This window comes from Bacillus sp. z14 (2026) (assembly GCF_058313575.1).
In genome coordinates this window covers 472753-496831 of the sequence record NZ_JBZFQK010000003.1, presented here as the reverse complement: position 1 = coordinate 496831, position 24079 = coordinate 472753, and the positions used below count along the sequence as shown (strand labels likewise).

19 protein-coding genes are annotated in these 24079 nt (G+C 40.7%); 17 read left to right on the top strand and 2 right to left on the bottom strand.

The window, feature by feature from the left end; translation table 11 throughout:
• Window positions 1-65: 65 nt before the first annotated feature.
• A complete protein-coding gene (locus AC4G3O_RS13355) occupies window positions 66-518 on the top strand; it encodes a YwiB family protein (protein WP_491136339.1) in 453 nt (150 codons plus the stop codon).
• A complete protein-coding gene (gene argS, locus AC4G3O_RS13350; RefSeq protein WP_491136338.1) occupies window positions 515-2185 on the top strand; it encodes an arginine--tRNA ligase in 1671 nt (556 codons plus the stop codon). Before AC4G3O_RS13355 ends, argS begins: the two co-directional genes overlap by 4 nt.
• A 79-nt stretch (window positions 2186-2264) precedes the next feature.
• Here argS and uvsE read toward each other — a convergent pair whose 3' ends face one another.
• Window positions 2265-3224 (bottom strand): UV DNA damage repair endonuclease UvsE, encoded by a 960-nt coding sequence (gene uvsE / locus AC4G3O_RS13345; protein ID WP_139892073.1) that lies wholly within the window; start codon window positions 3222-3224, stop codon window positions 2265-2267.
• A gap of 387 nt (window positions 3225-3611) precedes the next feature.
• On the opposite strand from uvsE, the gene AC4G3O_RS13340 reads away from it, so the two are divergent.
• The 9 genes from AC4G3O_RS13340 to pyrG all read left to right on the top strand — a co-directional run bounded on the left by AC4G3O_RS13340 (window position 3612) and on the right by pyrG (window position 17135).
• Window positions 3612-5723 (top strand): (Fe-S)-binding protein, encoded by a 2112-nt coding sequence (locus tag AC4G3O_RS13340; protein ID WP_066109762.1) that lies wholly within the window; start codon window positions 3612-3614, stop codon window positions 5721-5723.
• Window positions 5724-5947: 224 nt separating this feature from the next.
• Window positions 5948-7141 (top strand): acetyl-CoA C-acetyltransferase, encoded by a 1194-nt coding sequence (locus tag AC4G3O_RS13335; RefSeq protein ID WP_491136337.1) that lies wholly within the window; start codon window positions 5948-5950, stop codon window positions 7139-7141.
• A gap of 19 nt (window positions 7142-7160) precedes the next feature.
• Window positions 7161-8012, top strand: coding sequence for a 3-hydroxybutyryl-CoA dehydrogenase (locus AC4G3O_RS13330; protein WP_491136336.1), 852 nt, complete (start codon window positions 7161-7163; stop codon window positions 8010-8012).
• Between the two features lie 26 nt (window positions 8013-8038).
• Window positions 8039-9175, top strand: coding sequence for an acyl-CoA dehydrogenase (locus AC4G3O_RS13325; protein ID WP_066109375.1), 1137 nt, complete (start codon window positions 8039-8041; stop codon window positions 9173-9175).
• A gap of 20 nt (window positions 9176-9195) precedes the next feature.
• Window positions 9196-10338 carry an acyl-CoA dehydrogenase gene (locus AC4G3O_RS13320; protein WP_139892074.1) on the top strand — a complete coding sequence of 381 codons (1143 nt, stop codon included), beginning with the start codon at window positions 9196-9198 and terminating at the stop codon, window positions 10336-10338.
• A 90-nt stretch (window positions 10339-10428) separates the two neighbouring features.
• The gene (locus AC4G3O_RS13315) at window positions 10429-11061 is read left to right on the top strand and encodes a TetR/AcrR family transcriptional regulator (protein ID WP_066109370.1); all 633 of its coding nucleotides are present in this window, start codon (window positions 10429-10431) and stop codon (window positions 11059-11061) included.
• Between the two features lie 20 nt (window positions 11062-11081).
• Complete coding sequence (gene icmF, locus AC4G3O_RS13310) at window positions 11082-14339, top strand: fused isobutyryl-CoA mutase/GTPase IcmF (protein WP_491136335.1); 3258 nt, start codon at window positions 11082-11084, stop codon at window positions 14337-14339.
• Between the two features lie 398 nt (window positions 14340-14737).
• Window positions 14738-15313: a DNA-directed RNA polymerase subunit delta gene (gene rpoE, locus AC4G3O_RS13305; RefSeq protein WP_491136334.1), complete on the top strand. Its 576-nt coding sequence runs from the start codon at window positions 14738-14740 to the stop codon at window positions 15311-15313.
• Window positions 15314-15536: 223 nt separating this feature from the next.
• A complete protein-coding gene (pyrG, locus tag AC4G3O_RS13300) occupies window positions 15537-17135 on the top strand; it encodes a CTP synthase (RefSeq protein WP_066109361.1) in 1599 nt (532 codons plus the stop codon).
• Window positions 17136-17476: 341 nt separating this feature from the next.
• Here pyrG and AC4G3O_RS13295 read toward each other — a convergent pair whose 3' ends face one another.
• A complete protein-coding gene (locus AC4G3O_RS13295) occupies window positions 17477-18022 on the bottom strand; it encodes a DUF2529 family protein (RefSeq protein WP_066109358.1) in 546 nt (181 codons plus the stop codon).
• 215 nt (window positions 18023-18237) lie between these two features.
• Here AC4G3O_RS13295 and AC4G3O_RS13290 point away from each other — a divergent pair, with 215 nt between their 5' ends.
• The 6 genes from AC4G3O_RS13290 to rpmE all read left to right on the top strand — a co-directional run bounded on the left by AC4G3O_RS13290 (window position 18238) and on the right by rpmE (window position 23892).
• Window positions 18238-18615: a response regulator gene (locus tag AC4G3O_RS13290; protein WP_066109355.1), complete on the top strand. Its 378-nt coding sequence runs from the start codon at window positions 18238-18240 to the stop codon at window positions 18613-18615.
• Between the two features lie 165 nt (window positions 18616-18780).
• A complete protein-coding gene (locus AC4G3O_RS13285; protein ID WP_066109352.1) occupies window positions 18781-19638 on the top strand; it encodes a class II fructose-bisphosphate aldolase in 858 nt (285 codons plus the stop codon).
• A 162-nt stretch (window positions 19639-19800) separates the two neighbouring features.
• Window positions 19801-20451 carry a fructose-6-phosphate aldolase gene (gene fsa / locus AC4G3O_RS13280; RefSeq protein WP_066109349.1) on the top strand — a complete coding sequence of 217 codons (651 nt, stop codon included), beginning with the start codon at window positions 19801-19803 and terminating at the stop codon, window positions 20449-20451.
• A 142-nt stretch (window positions 20452-20593) separates the two neighbouring features.
• Window positions 20594-21880 (top strand): UDP-N-acetylglucosamine 1-carboxyvinyltransferase, encoded by a 1287-nt coding sequence (gene murA / locus AC4G3O_RS13275; protein WP_066109346.1) that lies wholly within the window; start codon window positions 20594-20596, stop codon window positions 21878-21880.
• 386 nt (window positions 21881-22266) lie between these two features.
• Entirely contained in the window at window positions 22267-23550 is a 1284-nt protein-coding gene (gene rho / locus AC4G3O_RS13270; RefSeq protein WP_066109343.1) for a transcription termination factor Rho, read from the top strand.
• Between the two features lie 123 nt (window positions 23551-23673).
• Window positions 23674-23892, top strand: coding sequence for a 50S ribosomal protein L31 (gene rpmE, locus AC4G3O_RS13265; protein WP_066109340.1), 219 nt, complete (start codon window positions 23674-23676; stop codon window positions 23890-23892).
• The last annotated feature ends 187 nt before the right edge of the window (window positions 23893-24079 follow it).

Sequence of the window (24079 nt, the reverse complement as noted above, 5' to 3'; positions counted from 1 at the left end):
AGTTTTTCTTTACCTTATACTTGTATGATTGAGTAAAATAATCAATTCCAGGGGGAATTCATTAAATGACCGAGGAAAAAAGCAACGCACCCATAGAGGTCATGGTACGGCTAAAGACGCATATCCAATATGTTGACGATGATGAGAACATCGAGCTAATTACATTTGGCACGTTGCATCACATGCCAAATGCCACATATATCCGCTATATTGAGCACGTTGAAAACAATGGGAAAATCAATACAACTGTTAAATATGACGGGGATGAAATGCTAATTATTAGAAGCGGCGCGGTTAAAATGAGACAGCTTTACAAAATTGGCACAGAAACCAGCGGCTCTTATGAAAGCATTCATGGTACACTGGATTTAACGACACGTACAAATAAGCTGGAGCATACCGTCCATCCGGAAACGAAGGAAGAGATTTTCCATGTTTCCTACAACCTATTTTTACAACAAGAGAATGTGGGCAACTACTCACTTACATTGACGGTCAAGGAGGAAAAGACAAGATGAACATCGTAACAGAGATTCAGGATCAGATTAAAGAAGAGATTAAGCAGGCAGTAATTAAGGCTGGATTAGCGGAAGAAGCAGTGATTCCAAGTGTAATTCTTGAATTGCCAAAGGATAAAACACATGGAGATTATTCTACTAATATGGCTATGCAGCTTGCCCGTATTGCTAAGAAGGCACCTCGGACAATAGCAGAGGAAATCATTAATCATTTTGATACTTCAAAGGCATCAATTGAAAAAATTGAAATTGCCGGACCGGGATTTATCAATTTTTATTTAAACAATGGATACTTAACAAATCTGATTCCCGCTATTTTGGAGTCAGGGGAAGCTTATGGTGAATCTAATGTAGGCGGAGGAGAAAAAATTCAGGTTGAGTTTGTTTCTGCGAATCCAACAGGAGATCTTCACTTGGGTCATGCCCGCGGTGCGGCAGTTGGGGATTCTTTATCCAATATCCTGGCTAAAGCTGGCTGGGATGTATCTCGTGAATACTATATTAATGATGCGGGTAACCAAATCAATAATCTGGCATATTCCGTTGAAGCTCGCTATTTACAGGCGCTTGGAATGGAGAAAGAAATGCCTGCAGATGGCTATCATGGAGAAGACATTATCAATATCGGTAAACGTATGGCTGAAGAATTTGGCGATAAATATGTAAATGCCGATGAAGAAGAGCGCTTTAAATTTTTCCGTGAGTACGGGTTAAAATATGAAATGGAAAAATTGAAAAAAGACCTTGAGAGCTTCCGTGTCCCATTTGATGTATGGTTCTCTGAAACATCTCTTTATGAGGATGGCAAAATTATGCCTGCATTGGAGCTGTTAAGAGAAAAAGGATATATCTATGAGATGGATGGAGCTACCTGGTTCAAATCTACTGATTTTGGCGATGATAAAGACCGTGTATTAATTAAGAATGATGGTTCATACACTTATCTCCTACCAGACATCGCATACCATAAAAATAAGCTGGAACGCGGATTTGAAAAATTAATCAACATTTGGGGAGCAGACCATCATGGGTATATTCCTCGTATGCAAGCTGCGATTCAGGCGATGGGTTACGGAAAAGACACGTTGGAGGTAGAAATCATTCAGCTTGTTCACCTGTTTAAAAATGGTGAGAAAATGAAAATGTCCAAGCGTACAGGAAAAGCTGTCACAATGAGAGACTTGATGGAGGAAGTTGGTTTAGATGCCGTGCGTTATTTCTTTGCGATGAGAAGTGCGGACACGCATATGGACTTTGACCTTGATCTTGCTGTATCCGAATCCAATGATAATCCAGTGTACTACGCTCAATATGCACATGCTCGTATTTGCAGTATCCTTCGTCAGGGAGCTGAAGTGGGTATTATATTGGAAGGGGACGCAGAGCTTAGCCGATTAGGTTCTGAAAAAGAAATTGACCTTCTGAAGAAACTTGGTGAATTCCCACAAGCGGTTGCAGAAGCGGCTCAAAAACGTATGCCGCACAGAATCACGAATTATATCTTTGATCTGGCTTCCACATTCCATAGCTTCTATAATGCTGATAAAGTATTAGATCAGGAAGAGCCTGAAAGAAGTAAAGCTAGACTTGCTCTTGTTCAGGCAACAAAAATTACACTGGCAAATGCATTAAAACTAATTGGTGTATCTGCTCCAGAAAAAATGTAATCTCATATTAATAAAATGCCCACACCTTAAGAGAGGTGTGGGTTGTTTTTTTAAGCTAGTAACAGAATGCTATCAAATATTATCTAATCCTGATGCTTCCGCCGCTTATTCGATTGATTCCTCTTAATGAAGCCAAATCCTCAATCAGCTTCATCATCGCAATATCCTTATTTTTTGCCTCGATTATGAAATCAATTTCAGGAATCCCTATTTGTTTCAGCATTTGGATAAATGGCATGATAAAGTCAACGTCGACGTTGGCTGCGTGTGCGCGAATTTCATTTTCCGAACGGGGAGAAGATATATGGATTTTAGGCTTCCAGCCTCTCAATTCCCATGTCAGAAGAATACGGGGCAACAATTTTTCCAATGGAGTCATAGAAGGATTTGCCACGTGATGATGGTAATCAAATAAAAGCGGGATATCCTCATGCTCACAAACCTGCAGAGTCTCTTCAGTTGTATAAGTCTTATCATCATTTTCGAGTGTCATGAGCTGCTTAATGGATTCAGGGATTTTTTGGCTATTGGCATAAAACCGTTGAATAGCCGTTTGTTTATTTCCATATGATCCGCCGACATGGATATTAATGAGTGCTTGGTCTGGCATTCCCATAGCCTCCAGCATTTTATAATGGTAAACCATATCTTCAACCGCTTTATCTGTCACATCATGATTAGGAGAGGTAAAAAGTGTAAAGGCATTCGGGTGGAAGCTGACACGAAGCTTGTGTTTCCGTACCAGTTTGCCAATTTCAGCCCAATCTTTTTTGAAAGGTGTAATAAAATCCCACTTAACATCAGGGTGAGTTGCAAGCGGTACAATCGAGCTTGAGAAACGATAGATCGGTATTTCATGTGCAATATTATAATGGAGAATTCGTTTGGTGGTTTCGATATTTTGTTTAGTAATTGCGAGTAATCGTTCGATTTGCTCTTCTTGAGATAGTCCGCTCCATCGTGTATAGGTGATGGTTTTGGAGGGGGTTGAATTCCAAAGATTTAAAGCAGTGGATACATATCCAAATCGAATATCCATAAATAAAGGCCTCTCCTTTCCATGTTTTTAAGTAGTAGCCGTTTATTAAGCTATGCGGCAGGGTATTGGTATTAAACTGTAAAATACTTCCTGGATATGGATTGAAACTGAATCAATGTATACCTCAAAGTAGTTCCTCTAACCAATATCTACTCATCTTAGTATGACTAAAAATATAAAAATAAATCTCAAATGATCTATTCGACAAACTAGATTATATTTACCATGTTTTAATAATTAATCTAAAATATGTAAGTTATTGATTGACTGAATGCTCATTCATTATATAAAATATAGTTATACTATATTGGGTTTAGTGTCGTTTTATGTTGTAGGTAACTTTTAAATCATGCTTTCGGTAGCAAAAGGGGGAAGACGGGGATGGAGATGAATGGTCTTCTATGGATCAACTTAGTTGCAGCTGTTCTTGTAACCGCTTACGCAGTTTGGCTGTTCACGTATCTGATCAGAACAAGGATTGCCTATATTAAACTTGGCAAGAAAACTGAGTTTGATAATGACGTAAAGAAGAGGCTGGAAAAGATTTGGGTATTTGTATTTGGGCAGAAAAAATTACTGAAGGATAAGAAAAGCGGAACGATGCATGTGCTCTTCTTTTACGGGTTTATCCTTGTCCAATTTGGAGCGATTGATCTAATTTGGAAAGGGATTAAACCGGGATCTCATTTGCCATTGGGACCTATATATCCGATTTTTACTTTTTTCCAGGAGATAGTTGTACTCCTGGTACTGGTGGCTGTTGTTTGGGCATTCTATCGCCGTTATATTGAGAAGCTTGTTCGGCTAAAGAGGGGATTTAAAGCCGGTCTAGTTCTGATCTTTATCGGAGGATTAATGCTAGCAACGCTTGTAGCGAACGGGGCTGCTATTGTATGGCATGGCGGTGAGCTTCATTGGTCAGAGCCTGTTGCTTCTACGATTGCGATGGCGCTTGGCTGGATGAATGAGACAGCTGCCATAGCTGTATTCTATGTGGCCTGGTGGATACATTTACTATTCATTTTGACGTTCTTGGTATATATTCCGCAATCGAAGCACGCACATTTAATTGCCGGACCAGCCAATGTTTATTTGCACAGATTAACTCCGCCAAAATTAAAGAAAATTGATTTTGAGGATGAAACACAGGAAACGTATGGAGCAGGTAAGATTCAGGACTTTACGGATCTGCAGCTCGTCGATTTATACGCATGCGTGGAGTGCGGCCGTTGCACCAATATGTGTCCGGCAACCGGGACAGGAAAAATGCTGTCACCAATGGACGTTCTAATTAAAATGCGTGACCATTTAACGTTTACGGGAGCTGCAGTTACAAGGAAAGAGCCATGGGTTCCGGGATTTGTATTCAGTAATACGAAAGGCAATCAAATCGCGGTGGCTGCACAGGGTGCGGGTGCTGCGGAGTCTGCGGCAGCAGCTGAATTGTACAATCCAGCTTTGGTGGGTGAGGTTATTACAGAGGAAGAGCTTTGGGCATGTACTACATGCCGCAACTGTGAGGATCAGTGTCCGGTTATGAATGAGCATGTTGGAACCATTATTGATATGCGTCGCTTTCTTGTATTAACGGAAGGTAAAGTACCTGCTGATGCTCAGCGTGCGATGCAAAATATCGAACGTCAGGGAAACCCTTGGGGATTAAACCGTAAAGAGCGTGAAGATTGGCGTGAAGCTCGTGAGGATGTAGTTGTACCGACTGTGAAGGAAATGAAGAAGTCTGGTGAAGAGTTTGAATACTTATTCTGGGTCGGCTCAATGGGATCCTATGACAACCGTTCACAAAAAATTGCTTTATCATTTGCGAAACTTTTAAATGAAGCCGGCGTTAAATTTGCGATTCTCGGTAATAAGGAGAAAAACTCCGGAGATACACCGCGACGTCTTGGGAACGAATTCCTGTTCCAGGAGCTGGCTACAAAGAATATTGAAGAGTTCGAAAAAAATGAGGTCAAAAAGATTGTTACAATCGATCCGCATGCTTTCAATATCTTCAAAAATGAATATCCGGACTTCGGCTTACAGGCAGAGGTTTATCACCATACACAGGTGCTGGCTGATCTAGTGAAGGAAGGCAGATTAAAACCAACTTATGCCGTTAATGAAAAAATTACGTTCCATGATTCTTGTTACTTGGGAAGGTACAACGATGTCTATGATGCACCGAGGGATATTTTAAAAGCAATTCCGGGAGCCTCATTTGTAGAAATAGAAAGAAATCGCGAAAATGGAATGTGCTGTGGAGCGGGTGGGGGCTTGATGTGGATGGAAGAGGAAACAGGCCACCGTATCAATGTTGCCCGTACGGAACAAGCTCTTGAGGTCAATCCGACAGTTATCAGCTCAGGCTGTCCATATTGCTTAACTATGTTAAGTGACGGCACAAAGGCGAAGGAAGTTGAAGAAGAAGTTAAAACATACGATGTGGCAGAACTGCTTGAAAAAGCGGTATTTGGGGAACATAGGGAGCTTGCATCTTAATTTTCACCGATATATGAAGGGGTTCATATAGTAATAGATGAGACAGAAACGGAAATTTACACAACTATTTGTTTTCGAAATATTGTGTAAATATTTCCGTTTCTTTCTTATTTACAGTAAAATACAAATATACCAAATTAAAGCGCTTACATATTTTCTGCCAACGACGAGCGAGCGTTCAGTCAATTAAACAAAGTATGAAATTTGAAAGCGGAGGGATAACGATGGGGAAAACCGTAATTATTGATGGAGCTAGGACGCCTTTTGGAAAATTTGGAGGAGCATTAAGCAGTTTAACAGCTTCGGAGTTAGGCGGAATAGCAATCAAAGAGGCTATAGAACGTGCAGGTGTAAATGCGGCAGATGTGAATGAAGTCATTATGGGATGTGTATTACAGGGTGGCCAAGGGCAAATCGTTTCTCGTCAGGCCTCAAGACATGCAGGGCTTCCATGGTCAGTAAAGACAGAGACGATTAATAAAGTATGTGCATCGGGTTTACGAAGCGTCACGCTCGGAGACCAGATCATTCGGCTTGGTGAAGAAGAAGTTATCGTGGCCGGCGGGATGGAATCAATGAGCAATGCTCCATATATTCTTCCGAAAGCAAGGTGGGGAGCTCGTATGGGAGATACGCCGCTGGTCGATATGATGGTCCATGATGGTTTGACATGCAGCTTTACCGGTGTACATATGGGGTCTTACGGTAACAGCACATCTGAGGACCTGGAATTATCAAGAAGTGATCAGGATAACTGGGCTTATCAGAGCCATCAAAAGGCAATTCGAGCAATTGAATCCGGCCTTCTGCAGGAAGAAATCGTTCCAGTATCGGTCAAACAGCGTAAAGGTGAGCCGGTTGTTGTGGAAATCGATGAAGCGCCGCGAAAAGATACGACAGTGGAGAAGCTGAGTTCCTTGAAACCGGCATTTGACCGGGATGGAACAATAACGGCTGGAAACGCACCGGGGATTAATGACGGGGCTGGAGCACTTGTTTTAATGAGTGAGGATAAAGCAATTGATGAAGGATACAAGATTGGTGCAAGAATTATCGGCCATGCCGAAATTGCTGTGGAAGCAAAGGATTTCCCAAAAACTCCCGGCTTAGTCATTAATGAGCTGCTTAAGAAAACAGAAAAATCACTGGATGATATTGATTTATTTGAAGTGAATGAGGCATTTGCAGCGGTTGCCCTTGCGAGTGGCAAGCTTGCCAATCTTGATGCTGAAAAAGTGAATGTAAATGGTGGAGCGGTTGCCCTTGGCCATCCAATCGGAGCTAGTGGGGCACGAATCATTCTCACCCTCATGTATGAACTGAAGAGACGTGGCGGCGGCATAGGGATCGCGTCTATCTGCAGCGGCGGCGGACAGGGAGATGCCATTATGATCGAAGTGCCAAGGGCAAAAGAATAAAAAAACGGGGTGAAGTGGGATGGAGATTAAAAAAATAATGGTCATCGGTGCAGGGCAAATGGGGTCTGGAATTGCACAGGTTTGTGCGGTATCAGGGTTCGAGGTGTTTCTGCACGATTTAACTGAAGAGTTTGTAAAAAAGGGTCTGGTTACCATCGAAAATAATTTGTTAAGGCAAGTGGAGAAGGGGCGTTTAAGTGAACAGGAAAAAGTAGAGATCCTGGAAAGATTAACACCCTCAACTGAAATGAAAAATGCAGGTCATGTCGACCTCATAATTGAAGCAGCTACAGAAAATATGGATATCAAAAAGAAAATATTTAAAGAGCTTGATGAGGTTGCGTCGGTTCACACAATTCTCGCTACGAATACCTCTTCCTTACCAATTACGGAAATTGCAGCAGCAACAAAACGTCCGGAGCAGGTAATCGGTATGCATTTTATGAATCCTGTGCCTGTCATGAAGCTTGTGGAGATCATTCGCGGTCTCGCAACTTCTGAAGAAGTATATAAAAAAATTGAAGAGACCGCTAAAGAGCTCGGAAAGATTCCGGTAGAAGTAAATGATTTTCCTGGCTTTGTTTCAAACCGCATACTCATGCCGATGATCAACGAAGCCATATTCACCCTATATGAAGGGGTTGCTTCCAAGGAAGCCATTGATGAAGTGATGAAGCTGGGGATGAATCATCCAATGGGTCCGCTGCAGCTCGCTGATTTTATTGGGCTTGATACATGTTTGTACATTATGGAAACCTTGCATGAAGGTCTTGGAGATGACAAATATCGGCCATGTCCGCTGCTACGTAAATATGTAAGTGCCGGTTGGCTCGGCAAGAAATCCTGCAGAGGATTTTACCAATACAACTAAGTTTGTCAAAAAGGAGGCTGGCTGCAATGGAATTCACGTTTACGGATGAGCAGCAAATGATGAGAAAAATGGTTCGTGAATTTGCCGTCAAGGAAATCGAGCCATTTGTACCAAAGATGGAAGCTGGATTGTTTCCGAGGGAGATTGTATCCAAAATGGCGGAGCTTGGACTGATGGGGATTCCGATACCGGAGTCATATGGCGGGGCCGGAATGGATTATATCTCCTACATTACAGCGATACATGAAATATCGAAAATAAGTCCGACAGTCGGCGTGATTTTATCCGTCCATACATCTGTTGGAACCTACCCGATTTTGAATTTTGGTAATGAAGAACAAAAAAAGGCGTATATACCGAAGCTTGCAAGTGGCGAATATCTGGGTGCTTTCTGTCTAACTGAACCAAGTGCCGGATCAGATGCAGGCTCCCTGAAATCAAGAGCTGTAAGAAAAAATGGGGAGTATATCGTCAATGGTTCAAAAATATTTATCACGAATGGCGGTGAGGCAGATGTCTATATTGTTTTTGCCTCTACGGATCCTTCTAAGAGAAATAAGGGAATCAGCGCTTTTATTGTAGACAAAGACACGCCCGGACTTACCATCGGCAAGGATGAAAATAAAATGGGCTTGCATGGATCAAGAACAGTTCAGCTCATCTTTGAGGATATGAGAGTACCGGCCGAGAATCTGCTAGGGGAAGAAGGACAGGGAATGTCCATCGCGCTGAATAACCTGAATACAGGGCGGATTGGGATTGCAGCACAGGCACTTGGGATAGCGGAAGGGGCTTTTCAGCATGCTGTCCAATATGCAAAGAATCGCAGCCAATTTGGGAAACCAATCTCTGCTCAGCAGGGAATAGGCTTTAAGCTCGCCGATATGGGGACAATGGTTGAGGCTTCAAAATTACTGGTTTATCAGGCAGCTGCTTTAAAAAGTTCGAATCAGCCTTGTACAAAGGAGGCATCCATGGCAAAGCTGTTTGCCTCGCGTACGGCAGTTGAAGTGGCGACCGAAGCAATCCAGGTTTTTGGAGGCTATGGCTATACCGAGGAATACCCAGTAGAACGTTATTTCAGGGATGCAAAGGTGACAGAAATATACGAAGGTACAAGCGAAATCCAACGAATAGTAATCAGTAAGCATTTGATGGGCTAATAGAACAGGGGGAAATAGGAATGAATTTTAAATTATCAGAGGAACATGAAATGATTCGCAAAATGGTTAGGGACTTTGCCCGGAATGAAGTCGCACCGACTGCGGCCGAACGGGATGAGGAAGAGCGTTTTGACAGGGAAATCTTTAACAAAATGGCGGAGCTCGGGCTTACAGGTATTCCTTGGCCAGAGGAGTATGGTGGAATCGGCAGTGATTATGTAGCCTATTGCATTGCCATTGAAGAACTTTCGCGTGTCTGTGCTTCAACAGGTGTTACGCTATCTGCTCATACATCATTGGCTGGCTGGCCAATTTATAAATTTGGCAATGAAGAACAAAAGCAAAAATATTTAAGACCTATGGCGCAGGGAGAGAAAATTGGAGCGTATGGGCTGACGGAGCCGGGATCGGGCTCGGATTCGGGAGCTATGAAAACAACTGCCCGTCTGGAAGAAGATCATTATGTTTTAAATGGCTCTAAAATATTCATTACAAATGGGGGCGTGGCGGATACATATGTGGTCTTTGCATTGACAGATCCGTCCTCTAAACATAAAGGTACAAGCGCATTCATTGTGGAGAAAGATTTCCCTGGCTTTAGTGTTGGAAAAAAGGAAAAGAAACTCGGGATTCGTTCATCTCCAACAACAGAGATTATTTTTGAAGAGTGTAAAGTACCGAAGGAGAATCTATTAGGTACAGAGGGAGAAGGATTTAAAATCGCCATGATGACCCTTGATGGAGGAAGAAATGGCATTGCTGCGCAGGCTGTTGGAATCGCTCAGGGAGCGCTCGACGCTGCAGTGGATTATGCGAGGGAGCGAGTTCAGTTCGGCAAACCAATTTCTGCCCAGCAGGGAGTTGGCTTTAAGCTTGCAGATATGGCAACCAGTATAGAGGCTTCAAGACTTTTAACCTATCAGGCTGCTTGGCTGGAATCCGAGGGACTTCCATATGGAAAAGAGTCGGCTATGTCCAAATTATTTGCCGGCGATACAGCAATGAAGGTCACAACAGAAGCGGTACAGGTATTTGGCGGGTATGGATATACAAAGGATTATCCGGTTGAGCGCTATATGCGCGATGCGAAAATAACACAGATTTATGAAGGAACACAGGAAATCCAAAGACTTGTTATCTCAAGAATGCTCACCAAAAACTAATTTCAAATTTTTATAGGGTTCTTCCCGGCTATCTTTATCCGGGGAGAATTGATTTTTAAAAGAAATACTTGTAGGTAGGTGGGTGAAAGGGTGAAGAGAATCGTAGTCCATGCCTCGGTAAAGGATGAGAGGCTTGTGAAAAAACGCCGGGACGAGATGATTAAAGGGGCGGTCTCTTTATTCATAGAGAAGGGCTACCACCGAACAACAACAAGGGAAATAGCAAAGGCAGCAGGATTCAGTATTGGAACGCTCTATGAATATATCAGATCAAAGGATGATATTTTATATCTGGTTTGTGACAATATTTACGATGAGGTGAAGGACCGGCTTCAAAAGGCGCTTGAAGAAAGCGAGGGAACATTTGCCGGGCTGCGCTTAGGTATCGCCTATTATTTTAAAATTTGTGATGAAATGCAGGATGAAGTATTGGTGATGTACCAGGAAGCAAAATCATTGAGCAGGGCAGCATTGCCATATGTATTAAATAAAGAAAATGAAATGACGAAAATGTTTGAGGAACTTATTCAGACATGTGTACAGCATGAGGAAATTGATTTAAGCCCGATACAAATTCACCTGCTTGCACATAACATTATTGTTCATGGACAAATGTGGGCATTCAGGAGATGGGGACTTAGAAAAAGCTATACAATCGATCAATATATTGAAATGCAATCGCATCTTCTTTTAAGCGGTTTAGCCAATGGGGAAAACAGATAAGCAAAGGGGAATGAAAAAAGATGAATAAAGGATATAAACCGAAACACCCTATTCGTTTTGTGACGGCTTCGAGTTTATTTGATGGGCACGATGTCAGTGTCAATATTATGAGAAGAATTCTTCAGGCAAAAGGAGCGGAGGTGATTCACCTCGGTCATAATCGTTCTGTTGAGGAAATTGTTAATGCAGCTATTCAGGAGGATGTTCAGGGGATTGCTGTTTCTTCCTATCAGGGTGGTCACGTAGAATTTTTTAAGTATATGTACGATTTGCTCAAGGAAAGAGGAGCCGGCCATATTCGTATTTATGGGGGCGGCGGAGGAGTCATCATACCAAGGGAGATTAAAGAGCTGCATGAATATGGGATTGCAAAGATTTTTTCACCGGATGATGGAAGAGATATGGGCCTTGAGGGCATGATGGAATTGCTAATACGTGAATGTGATTATCCACTGCCCCCGCTTGAAGAGTTGAATGAGGGGAATCTATCCGTATCGGCCCCATTAACTGTAGCACGCGCGATTACGATGGTGGAAAATCGCTTGCTGGCTGGGCAGGAAGCCGTTGCTTTGTCAGATGAACTGCAAAAAATAGATGATAAACAGGTTAATCATATTCCGGTAATTGGGATAACCGGTACTGGGGGAGCGGGAAAGAGCTCGCTTACAGATGAATTAATAAGGCGATTCATTAATGAAATCCCTGAACAAAACATAGCAATTCTTTCGATTGACCCAACGAAGCAGAAAACAGGCGGAGCGTTGCTTGGAGACAGAATACGAATGAATGCCATTTTTCATCCGCGTGTGTATATGAGGAGCTTGGCGACGCGGAACTCACACTCTGAGCTTTCCAATTCGATAAAAGATGCAATAGCTGTCGTAAAAGCAGCCGGATTTGATGCTGTAATTATTGAAACAAGCGGAATTGGCCAGGGAGATGCGGCAATAACGGAAGTATGTGATATATCCATGTATGTCATGACAAGTGAGTTTGGAGCCCCTTCACAGCTTGAGAAAATAGATATGATTGATTTTGCTGATTTAATTGTTATTAATAAATTTGAAAGAAAAGGATCAGAGGATGCATTGCGCCAGGTTCAAAAACAATACCAGCGCAGCCGCAATCTATTTGATAAGGATCTGGCTGAAATGCCGGTGTACGGAACGATTGCGAGCCAGTTTAATGATGTGGGTACAAACGCACTTTTTGCTGCGTTGCTTGAAGTCATTGAGAAGAAAACAGGTCAGGAATACAAAAGCCGTTTTAATACATCTGTGCGTTCAGAAAAGCAAAATGTCATCATCCCTCCCGACCGTCAATATTACTTGCGGGAAATCGCTGAAACAGTAAAGCAATATCATACCGCCTCACTTGAGCAACAACAGATTGCCAGGCGATTATTTCAAATAGAAGGTACCATACAGGCGTTAGAGGAAGAGGGATATTCAGCGGATGGAACAGAGCCGCTGAGCGAGCTTCAAAAGGGATACAGGCAAAATCTAACCAATGAGTCAAAAGCCATTCTTGATGGCTGGAATAATCAGAAGGAATTATATTCAAAAACAGAACTGATTACGAAAGTACGAAATAAGGAAATTAAGACAGAATTGAGGACTAGTACATTAAGTGGTCTGACCATACCGAAAGTAGCTTTACCTAAGTTTCAGGATTATGGAGAAATCCTGCGCTGGGTACAGAAAGAGAATGTTCCCGGGAAATTTCCGTTCACTGCAGGTGTGTTTCCGTTTAAAAGACAGGAAGAGGATCCGAAGCGGCAATTTGCCGGAGAAGGATCACCGGAGAGAACGAACCGCCGTTTTCATTATTTATCAAAGGATGATACGGCCAAACGGCTGAGCACGGCTTTTGATTCGGTCACACTATATGGCGAGGATCCGCATATACGCCCAGATATTTATGGGAAGGTTGGGGAAAGCGGTGTAAGTGTCTGTACCCTTGAGGATATGAAAAAACTCTATGATGGGTTTGATTTATGTTCACCAAGTACTTCCGTTTCTATGACAATCAATGGCCCTGCTCCCATCATTCTTGCTATGTTTATGAATACCGCCATTGATCAACAAATAGAGAAAAAGCAAGCAGAGCTTAAAAGAACTCTTACTTCTGAGGAAAAGGAAACTGTAAAAAAAGAGACCCTGGAGATTGTCAGAGGAACCGTTCAGGCAGATATTTTAAAGGAAGATCAGGGACAGAATACATGTATCTTTTCTACTGAGTTCGCATTAAAACTGATGGGCGATATCCAGGAGTACTTCGTAAAAAATCGGGTGAGAAATTATTATTCTGTCTCCATATCCGGTTATCACATCGCTGAGGCAGGAGCAAATCCCATTTCACAATTAGCATTTACACTGTCGAATGGCTTTACGTATGTAGAATATTATTTAAGCCGAGGTATGGACATTGATTCGTTTGCACCGAATCTCTCGTTCTTTTTCTCAAATGGACTGGACCCAGAATATACTGTTCTCGGACGTGTGGCAAGGCGAATATGGGCAATTGTTATGAGAGATAAATACGGTGCGAATGAACGAAGCCAAAAGCTGAAATATCATATCCAAACCTCGGGACGTTCCCTGCATGCTCAGGAAATTGATTTTAATGATATCCGTACGACTCTGCAGGCTTTGCTTGCTTTGCAGGATAATTGTAACTCCCTGCATACCAATGCCTATGACGAAGCAATCACTACACCAACGGAGGAATCCGTACGAAGGGCCATGGCCATTCAGATGATTGTTACGAAAGAATTTGGCTGGATGAAGAATGAAAATTCTCTTCAGGGTTCCTTCATTGTTGAGGAATTAACGGATTTAGTAGAAGAAGCGGTTCTCCGCGAATTTGAACGAATCAACGACAGAGGTGGAGTCCTTGGAGCAATGGAAATGCAGTATCAACGTGGCAAAATTCAGGATGAATCTCTTGTTTATGAAATGAAAAAGCATTCGGGTGAGCTTCCGATTATTGGTGTGAACACCTATTTAAATCCTAATCCGCCGAGTGAAGATGAAGTAAACAATATGGAATTGGCCCGTGCCACAAAGGATGAAAAGGATTTACAAATTGCTAATCTAGATAAATTTAAGGAGATTCATGGAATGGCTGCAGAAAATGCTCTAACTCAACTCAAAGAGGCTGCCATTAATGGAGAGAACATATTTGAACAGCTGATGGAAACTGTTAAAACAGCCAGTCTTGGCCAAATCACCCATGCATTATATGAAGTTGGAGGGCAATATCGCAGAAATATGTAAGTTTCTGTGCTACCAGAGTACAGACTAATTAATGTCTGTACTCTGATTTTTTAGGATGACATTCAAAGGATTGATCATTTGCTCAATATTTGTGTATGGGATTGAACATTAATAGCTGGTTGTATGGTAGGATAAAAAAGTAGAAGCTTTTTATTATAAGATACATAAAAGCAGGTTATAATGGAGAAACGAGAGGATACTGGAAACGGGTTGAACAAAGACCGATCAGTGCCCCTTTAAGTCCTTGTGATGGCTTTTTATTTATATTCTTATAAAGCCGCAAGAGGAAAAAGGATAGAACGGATAAAATAAAGTGGCAAAAAGATGAATCGTTTGGTTATAATGGGATATGCATAATTGGGCATTCATGTTGATTTGATAGAAAGGAAGTGCGAACAATGAAACTAGCCAACCTGTCTAAGGAAGAAGTAAGTGAAATGGCTTACATTGAAATTGCGAACGTGTTACTTATAGAAAAGAAAGAAGCAATAGATTTTAAGGTAATGATGGATAAAATCCAAAAATTACTTGGTTTGACAGATGAAGAAGTTAGTGCAAAAATGGGCCAATTCTATACAGATCTAAATGTAGACGGCCGTTTTATCAGCATTGGAGACAATCGCTGGGGACTAAAAGGATGGTACCCTGTTGAACAAGTTGAAGAAGAAACAGTTCCAGCTTCTAAAGTGAAGAAGAAGAAAAAAGGTAAAAAAGCACTCGTTGATGACTTTGATGATGAGGATGAAGTTCTTGATTTTGATGATCTTGATGACTTCGATGACGACGATGATGAGGATGATTCTTTAATTGATGATTTCGACGATATCGATGACATCGATGATGATGATGATGATGATGACGAGGATCTAATCGAGGACGAAGTTATCGTTGAGGATGATTATGATCTTGACGACGAAGAAGAAGAGGAAGAAGATCTTGTGATTGACGAAGAAGAAGAGGACGACAATCGCTAAATCCTTTAACCTTGACTTAAAGTGTCAATCTTTGTAGAATATTCATTGGGCTCCTTTAAAATAAAGGAAACACTATTAAGCGATTTTAAGCTCCCTTGCTTGCAAGGGGGCTTTTTTATTTTTTTTAGGGGATAGGCCCGATGAAAAAACAAAAACTAATCACTATTAATAGATTTGTGCTTACCAAATGAAATCAATACGATCTTTTAGGAGGTTTTTATAGATGACAAAATATATTTTTGTTACAGGCGGAGTTGTATCTTCTTTAGGAAAAGGGATTACAGCTGCTTCACTTGGCCGCTTATTGAAAAACAGAGGCTTGAAAGTGACAATCCAAAAATTTGACCCATACATCAATGTGGACCCGGGAACGATGAGTCCTTATCAACATGGTGAAGTTTTCGTAACAGATGATGGTGCAGAAACAGATTTAGACTTAGGCCATTATGAGCGTTTTATTGATATCAATTTATCTAAGCTTTCCAATGTAACAACAGGTAAAGTTTACTCTCACGTGTTAAAGAAAGAGCGCCGCGGAGACTATTTAGGCGGAACGGTGCAAGTAATCCCGCATATTACGAATGAGATTAAAGAGCGGATTTTGAAAGCTGGCCATGATACAAATGCGGATGTCGTTATTACCGAAATTGGCGGAACAGTAGGGGATATTGAATCCTTGCCATTCCTGGAAGCGATTCGTCAAATTAAGAGTGATATTGGCAGCGATAACGTTCTATACATTCACTGTACATTGATTCCTTACCTTAAAGCTGCTGGTGAAATGAAAACAAAGCCTACACAGCACAGTGTTAAAGAATTGCGCAGCTTAGGTATTCAGCCAAATATTATCGTCGTGCGTACAGAATTACCAATCTCTCAGGATATGAAAGACAAACTTGCTCTGTTCTGTGACATTGATAAAAATTCTGTCATCGAGTGCCGTGATGCAGAAACTTTATATTCCATTCCATTGGATCTTCAGGCACAAGGAATGGACGAAATTGTTTGTAACCATTTGAAATTGCAAACAAACGATGCAGATATGACAGAATGGAAAGAGTTGCTACATAAAGTAACGAATCTGACCAAAGAAGTGAAAATCGGTCTTGTTGGAAAATATGTAGAGCTTCAAGATGCCTATATTTCTGTAGTAGAAGCATTAAAACATGCCGGCTATGCATTTGATGCAGATGTGAAGATTAAATGGATTAACGCAGAGCATGTAAATAAAGAGAATGTAAATGAAATGCTTGATGATGTGGATGGTATTTTGGTGCCGGGCGGATTTGGAGACCGTGGTGTTGAAGGAAAAATCCTGGCAACCGAATATGCCCGCACTAACAAAAAGCCGTTCTTTGGAATCTGTCTTGGTATGCAGTTAGCATCCATTGAATTTGCACGTAACGTTCTTGGGTTAAAAGATGCTCATTCTTCTGAGCTTAATCCGGAAACGACAAACCCAATCATTGACTTACTTCCTGAACAAATTGATATCGAGGACCTTGGCGGGACTCTTAGACTTGGTTTATATCCATGTAAAATTGTTCCTGGAACGAAAACATTTGAAGCTTATCAAGATGAAGTGGTATATGAGCGCCACCGCCATCGTTATGAGTTCAACAACCATTACCGCGAAGATATGGAGAAACAAGGCTTTATCTTCTCAGGTACCAGCCCGGATGGACGTCTGGTAGAAATTATTGAATTGAAGGATCATCCTTGGTTCATTGCTTCTCAATTCCATCCAGAATTCAAATCAAGACCACAGCGTCCGCAGCCATTGTTCCGTGAATTCATTCATGCATCACTAGGCGAAAAATAATAAAAATAAAGGTGTACAGAAAATCAGTTACTACTGATAGCTCTGTACACCTTTTTTATTTTCGAGTGATTTTTTACTCAAAAGTGATATTTGTACTCATAAGGGCGATTAAATATACAATTCGTCCTATAAAGGTTCAATAAATTGGAAAACGCTCATCTGAAAAGGCTATTCAATTAGTTGAAATTATAAAATTTCAACTAACCTCAATCGTCCAAACTTACAACTTTATATAGTAAACGAAATCATTATCAGAAAACTTTTATCAAACAAAAACAGACAAGAAACTTGCTGGTATGCGCTTACGTAATGTAAAGTTATTTTTTGGCCAAGCAGGATAATTATTCTTCTTCATATTCCTTAATGATTTCATCGATTGACAGAGTGATTCCCTGATAAACGAAGAGGGCGGCTGCAAGGGTGGGAATCCCGCTTCTTGTTCCATCCTCATTTGGAATAAGACCTCGTGTTGCTTTTAAATCAATATGGATATCTGCCAGATTGGCAAGGTTCGGCGTATTGATATCATCTGCAGCAGGAGCCAGGGAAACGGCAACAAAAGGGATACGCTGTCCGTTTAAGGATTCAGCTAAAGCAACTGCTTCCGGTTCGGTTGCAGTTCGTGCAAAAATGATGGCGCGGTCTCGTTGCTCGATTTGAGCCATATATTGGCCGTTATACAATCGCTTCACGCCTTTGATCGGTTCAGGTCCATCGATTGCCTGGCTGATAATCCCATCCATTTCTTTAAAACCATGAAGATAAACAATACCATGGCTGACTAAAGCCTGAGCTAATAATCTCGCTGCGTCCTCCATATTTTCCTGTTCATCTTGTTCAATTTTTTTATAAATACCAGTTAATTGAGTTAAATATATTTTCAGCATTTGGGTCAACTCCTGATTTTAATAGTAATAGATGCTTTCATTTTTACTGTTTTTACAGCATTAAAATGATAAGTTCCTGTCAAAGTATAAATGCTTGAACGTAAATTGTCGAAAGACAATTTCGTTTGAATAAAGGTATTATTTACCTATTAGTAGAACTTATAGATTTAAGTGTCTTATTTATACAGGCTAACGGAAAGAAGGAGCTGTGTAAAATGAATGAAAAAATTTTAATTGTTGATGATCAATTTGGCATCCGTATTTTGCTGAATGAAGTACTGCAGCAGGAAGGATATCAAACATTTCTGGCGGCAAATGGAGAGCAGGCATTGGCGCTCCAGAAAAGTGAATCACCAGATTTAGTGTTGCTGGATATGAAAATTCCCGGTATGGACGGAATTGAGATTTTAAAAAGAATGAAAGAAGAAGATCAGGGCATTCGTGTATTAATTATGACAGCGTATGGAGAATTAGATATGATTCAGGAAGCGATGAACCTGGGAGCCTTGACTCATTTTGCAAAACCATTTGATATTGATGATATTAGGAAAGCGGTAAAGGATCATTTACCGGTTGCTAAAATTGACAGTTAAATGTACATTTTGCACACTTGTTGATAGTTTGAGGACAAGTTGATATGCTAGAGATAACTTCCCTCTGACGCTTTTTGCAGAAGGGGGAATACATATCGATCCATTAGGGAAAATGATAAGGGAAGCCGTTTGGCTCGAGCTTATTATTAACAAGGAGGAAGAAAAATGCCTTTAGTATCAATGACTGAAATGCTGAACAAAGCAAAAGAAGAAGGATATGCAGTTGGACAATTTAATATCAATAATCTAGAGTATACCCAAGCTATTCTTCAAGCTGCTGAGGAAGAAAAATCTCCAGTAATCTTAGGGGTTTCTGAAGGGGCAGCTCGTTACATGGGCGGTTTTAAAGTGTGTGTAGCAATGACAAAAGCCTTAATGGAAGAATACAAGACAACAGTTCCAGTTGCTATTCACTTAGACCACGGTTCCAGCTTTGAAAAATGTAAAGAAGCTGTTGATGCAGGATTCACTTCCGTTATGATTGATGCTTCTCATCACCCATACGAAGAGAATATTGAAATTACTTCTAAAGTGGTTGAATATGCTCATGCAAATGGTGTTTCTGTTGAAGCAGAACTTGGAACAGTTGGCGGACAAGAAGATGACGTAGTAGCTGATGGCGTTATCTATGCTGACGTTGAAGAGTGTAAAGATCTTGTAAAACGTACAAATATCGACTGTCTTGCTCCAGCGTTAGGCTCTGTTCACGGACCTTACAAAGGTGAACCGAAATTAGGTTTCAAAGAGATGGAAGAAATTGGAAAAGAAACTGGTATGCCATTAGTACTTCACGGTGGATCCGGTATTCCTTTACACGATATCCAAAAAGCTATTTCTCTTGGAACAGCTAAAATTAATGTAAATACTGAAAACCAAATCACTTCTGCTAAAGCGGTACGTGAAGTATTGGCTGCGGACAAAGAAGTATACGATCCACGTAAATACCTTGGACCAGCTCGTGAAGCAATTAAAGAAACGGTTATCGGTAAAATTCGTGAATTCGGTTCTAATAACAAAGCATAAAAGATATCTTTACGAGAGGATGCCACTCATCATGGGATCCTCTTTTTTACTATACATAATTTTGGTTAAATCATACGTTTTTAAAGGTGAAATTATTTGCTCAAAATGGAGAACAATGACACAATATAAAAGACATAGAAATTCATTCAAGGAGGAATTTAAATGAAGTTTTTTATAGATACAGCAAACTTAAATGAAATTAAAGAGGCCCATGCACTTGGTATTTTGGCAGGTGTAACAACGAACCCATCATTAGTTGCGAAGGAAAAAGATGTTTCTTTCCATGATCGTCTGCGTGAAATAACAGCGTTGGTACCTGGTTCTGTAAGTGCAGAGGTTATTGCACTGGATGCGGAAGGTATGATTCGTGAGGGTAAAGAATTAGCTGAGATTGCTCCGAACATCACAGTAAAAGTACCAATGACTCCAGACGGATTAAAAGCAGTTCATGCATTGACTGAAGCAGGAATCAAAACAAACGTAACTTTAATTTTTAATGCCAATCAGGCTTTATTAGCTGCTAGAGCAGGTGCAACATATGTTTCTCCTTTTATCGGAAGATTAGATGATATTGGACAAAATGGACTTGATTTAATAGCTGAAATTGCAGAAATCTTTGCAATCCATGATATCGATTCAGAGATTATTGCAGCAAGTATCCGTCATCCACAGCATGTGACGCAAGCAGCACTTCGCGGCGCACATATTGCAACGGTTCCTTATAACGTAATTCTTCAAATTTGTAAGCATCCGCTAACAGACAAAGGAATTGAAGCATTCCTTAAGGATTGGGAAACAAGAACAGAAAAATAATCGTGGTAAAATATGTATGAATGATCCGAGCTTGTGAAACAATTTGACAGACTAGCTTTAATTCAGGTGATTTTTGTGGTAATATTTACCTTATTCTCGCCGGACGGATAAAATCACATCAAGGGCGCAGAAGGGAGTTATTATGGAAAAGCTTAAAATAGCGGGTGGGTATCCGCTAAAAGGGGAAGTTCGCATAAGTGGTGCAAAGAATAGTGCAGTTGCTTTAATACCAGCAACTATTCTTGCTGACTCATCTGTAACAATTGAGGGGCTTCCAAATATCTCTGACGTAGAAATGCTTAAAGGATTACTTGAAGAAATCGGCGGTCAGGTAACACTTGACTCAACTGAAATGACTGTTGATCCGAGTAAGATGATATCAATGCCTCTTCCAAACGGAAGGGTCAAACAATTACGTGCCTCCTATTATTTAATGGGAGCGATGCTCGGTAAATTTAAGAAAGCAGTTATTGGCTTGCCGGGGGGATGCTATTTGGGACCTCGCCCAATTGATCAGCATATCAAAGGATTTGAAGCTCTCGGTGCTCAGGTAACAAATGAGCAGGGGGCAATCTATTTGCGTGCTGAAGAATTACGTGGAGCCCGAATCTACCTGGATGTTGTCAGCGTAGGAGCAACGATTAATATCATGCTCGCAGCTGTATTAGCTAAAGGCAAAACCATTATTGAAAATGCTGCGAAAGAGCCGGAAATTATCGATGTTGCAACATTGTTAACGAATATGGGAGCCCGTATCAAAGGTGCAGGTACGGATGTCATTCGTATCGAGGGTGTCGAAAAACTTCATGGTTGCAGACATACCATTATTCCTGACCGTATCGAGGCAGGAACCTATATGATTGTTGCCGCAGCAGTTGGAGAAGGTATATTGATTGATAATGTAATACCGCAGCATCTTGAATCCCTGATTGCAAAGCTAAGAGAAATGGGAATTGATATTGAAGAGCGGGACGACCAGATTTATATACCGAAGGCTGAAAAATTAAAAGCAGTAGATATAAAAACCCTTGTATATCCTGGTTTCCCTACGGATTTACAGCAGCCCTTAACAGCATTATTGACGAAGGCTACTGGATCTTCCGTTGTTACGGATACCATATATGGATCTCGATTTAAACATATAGATGAATTAAGCAGGATGAACGCCGATATTAAGGTAGAAGGCCGTTCTGCAATTATTAATGGACCTGTTCAGCTTAATGGAGCAAAAGTGAAGGCAAGTGATTTGCGCGCCGGAGCTGCTTTAATTATTGCTGGTCTATTAGCAGAGGGAGTTACCGAAATAACCGGTGTCGAGCATATCGATCGGGGATACAGCTTTATAGTGGACAAGCTTTCAGGACTGGGAGCGACCATATGGAGAGAACAATTATCGCCGAGAGAGATTGAGCAGCTTAAGAATTCTTAATGTAACAATCTAAATAAGAAACCAAATTTGGTTATGAAAACGTAATTTAGATAAAAATAGTAGTTCCTCCAGGTGAAAATCTGGAGGACTTTATTATAAAAATTATGAAATTGTGATATATTGAGAATGTTGCAATAGTTTTAAAAACCTCTATGTGATGTTAATAGTTGAAGTCTGAATCAAAAGCGAGTAAAATGGATTTGTTTTTGAGAAAAAAATAGAATAGAATATAATTGCTAATGAAAGCAACAAATGGTTTACGTGGATTTAAACCGCAACTCATCCTTTTACCTTCCTAAATATTTTCTTCTTGATAACCCTATCCATGTAGTAATAAACAAATCACTAAAATCAATCTAATTAATTTACTGAAGTGTGGTGTCATAATGGAATTAACAATTTCCGATTTAGAGAATTTAAAGCTAAAAGAGCTTTATGAACAAGCTAAAAAGTATAAAGTGTCCTATTATAGTAAGCTGACAAAGAAAGAATTGATCTTTGCCATCTTAAAAGCTCAGGCGGAGCGAGATGGGTACCTATTCATGGAAGGTGTTTTAGAAATCATTCCATCTGAAGGGTTTGGATTCCTAAGACCGATCAATTACTCACCAAGTTCAGAGGATATCTATATTTCGGCATCTCAGATTCGCCGATTTGATCTAAGAAACGGTGATAAAGTATCCGGTAAGGTACGTCCTCCAAAAGAAAATGAACGGTATTATGGATTATTGCATGTTGAAGCAGTGAATGGGGATAATCCTGAATCAGCTAAGGAGAGGGTGCATTTCCCTGCATTAACTCCGCTGTATCCTGATCGTCAGGTTGTACTTGAAACAACTCCCCGCAATGTATCTACACGTGTAATGGATATCGTAGCACCTGTTGGTTTTGGGCAACGTGGATTGATTGTCGCACCTCCAAAGGCTGGTAAAACGATGCTTCTTAAAGAAATCGCCAATGCCATTACAACGAATCACCCGGATGCGGAATTAATCGTCCTTTTAATTGACGAGCGTCCTGAGGAAGTAACAGATATCGAGCGATCTGTACAGGCAGATGTAGTCAGCTCAACATTTGATGAGGTTCCTGAAAACCATATCAAAGTAGCAGAGCTTGTATTAGAGCGTGCTATGCGTCTGGTTGAGCATAAACGAGATGTTATTATTTTAATGGATAGTATAACAAGATTGGCACGTGCTTATAACCTAGTAATCCCTCCAAGCGGCAGAACATTGTCAGGTGGGATAGACCCGGCGGCATTTCACCGTCCGAAGCGTTTCTTTGGAGCTGCACGTAATATTGAAGAAGGCGGTAGCTTAACCATTTTAGCAACAGCTCTTGTGGATACAGGTTCAAGAATGGATGACGTTATTTACGAAGAATTTAAAGGAACGGGTAATATGGAGCTTCACCTGGATCGCTCACTAGCAGAAAGAAGAATATTCCCTGCTATTGATATTCGCCGATCTGGGACAAGGAAAGAGGAGCTTATTATTCCGAAAGACCATTTGGAAAAATTATGGGCTATTCGCAAAACGATGTCAGATATGCCTGATTTTGCTGAGCGTCTGTTACGAAAACTTAAACAAACTAAAACCAACCAAGAATTCTTTCAATACCTCGATGACGAGATGAAAAAGTCAACGGGCGGATCGAAAAGAATCTTGTAATAGTAGCAGTAGCTGTTGATTTAAAATAACACGTCTGTTATAATATCTTGAGTGTGCTTATACTAAAAAGAGCACGCTTGATAACTCTGTTTCGAAAGACTCAGGGCGGAAGGAGTGGAAAAGATGAAAACAGGAATTCACCCTAATTACAAAACAGCAACTGTTAAATGTGCTTGTGGTAATGAATTTGTAACTGGCTCTGTTAAAGAAGAGGTGCGCGTAGAGGTTTGCAATGAATGCCACCCATTCTACACTGGACGTCAAAAGTTTGCTTCTGCTGATGGACGTGTTGAGCGTTTCAACAAGAAGTATGGTTTCAAATCCCAACAACAAGAACAATAATTTTGATTTTCGGAAACAGGCAGCGGGTAAGCCGCTTGCCTGTTTTTTTGCTTTAAGGCAGACACAGGCTAATGTACTGAGAAAAACATGTTGGTCTGTGTTTGTATGTTTTTAGAGGAGTTATATCAATTTTTTAACAACAAAGGTCTCTATTAACAAATGATAAAAAATCTTTTCTTGAGCAGTT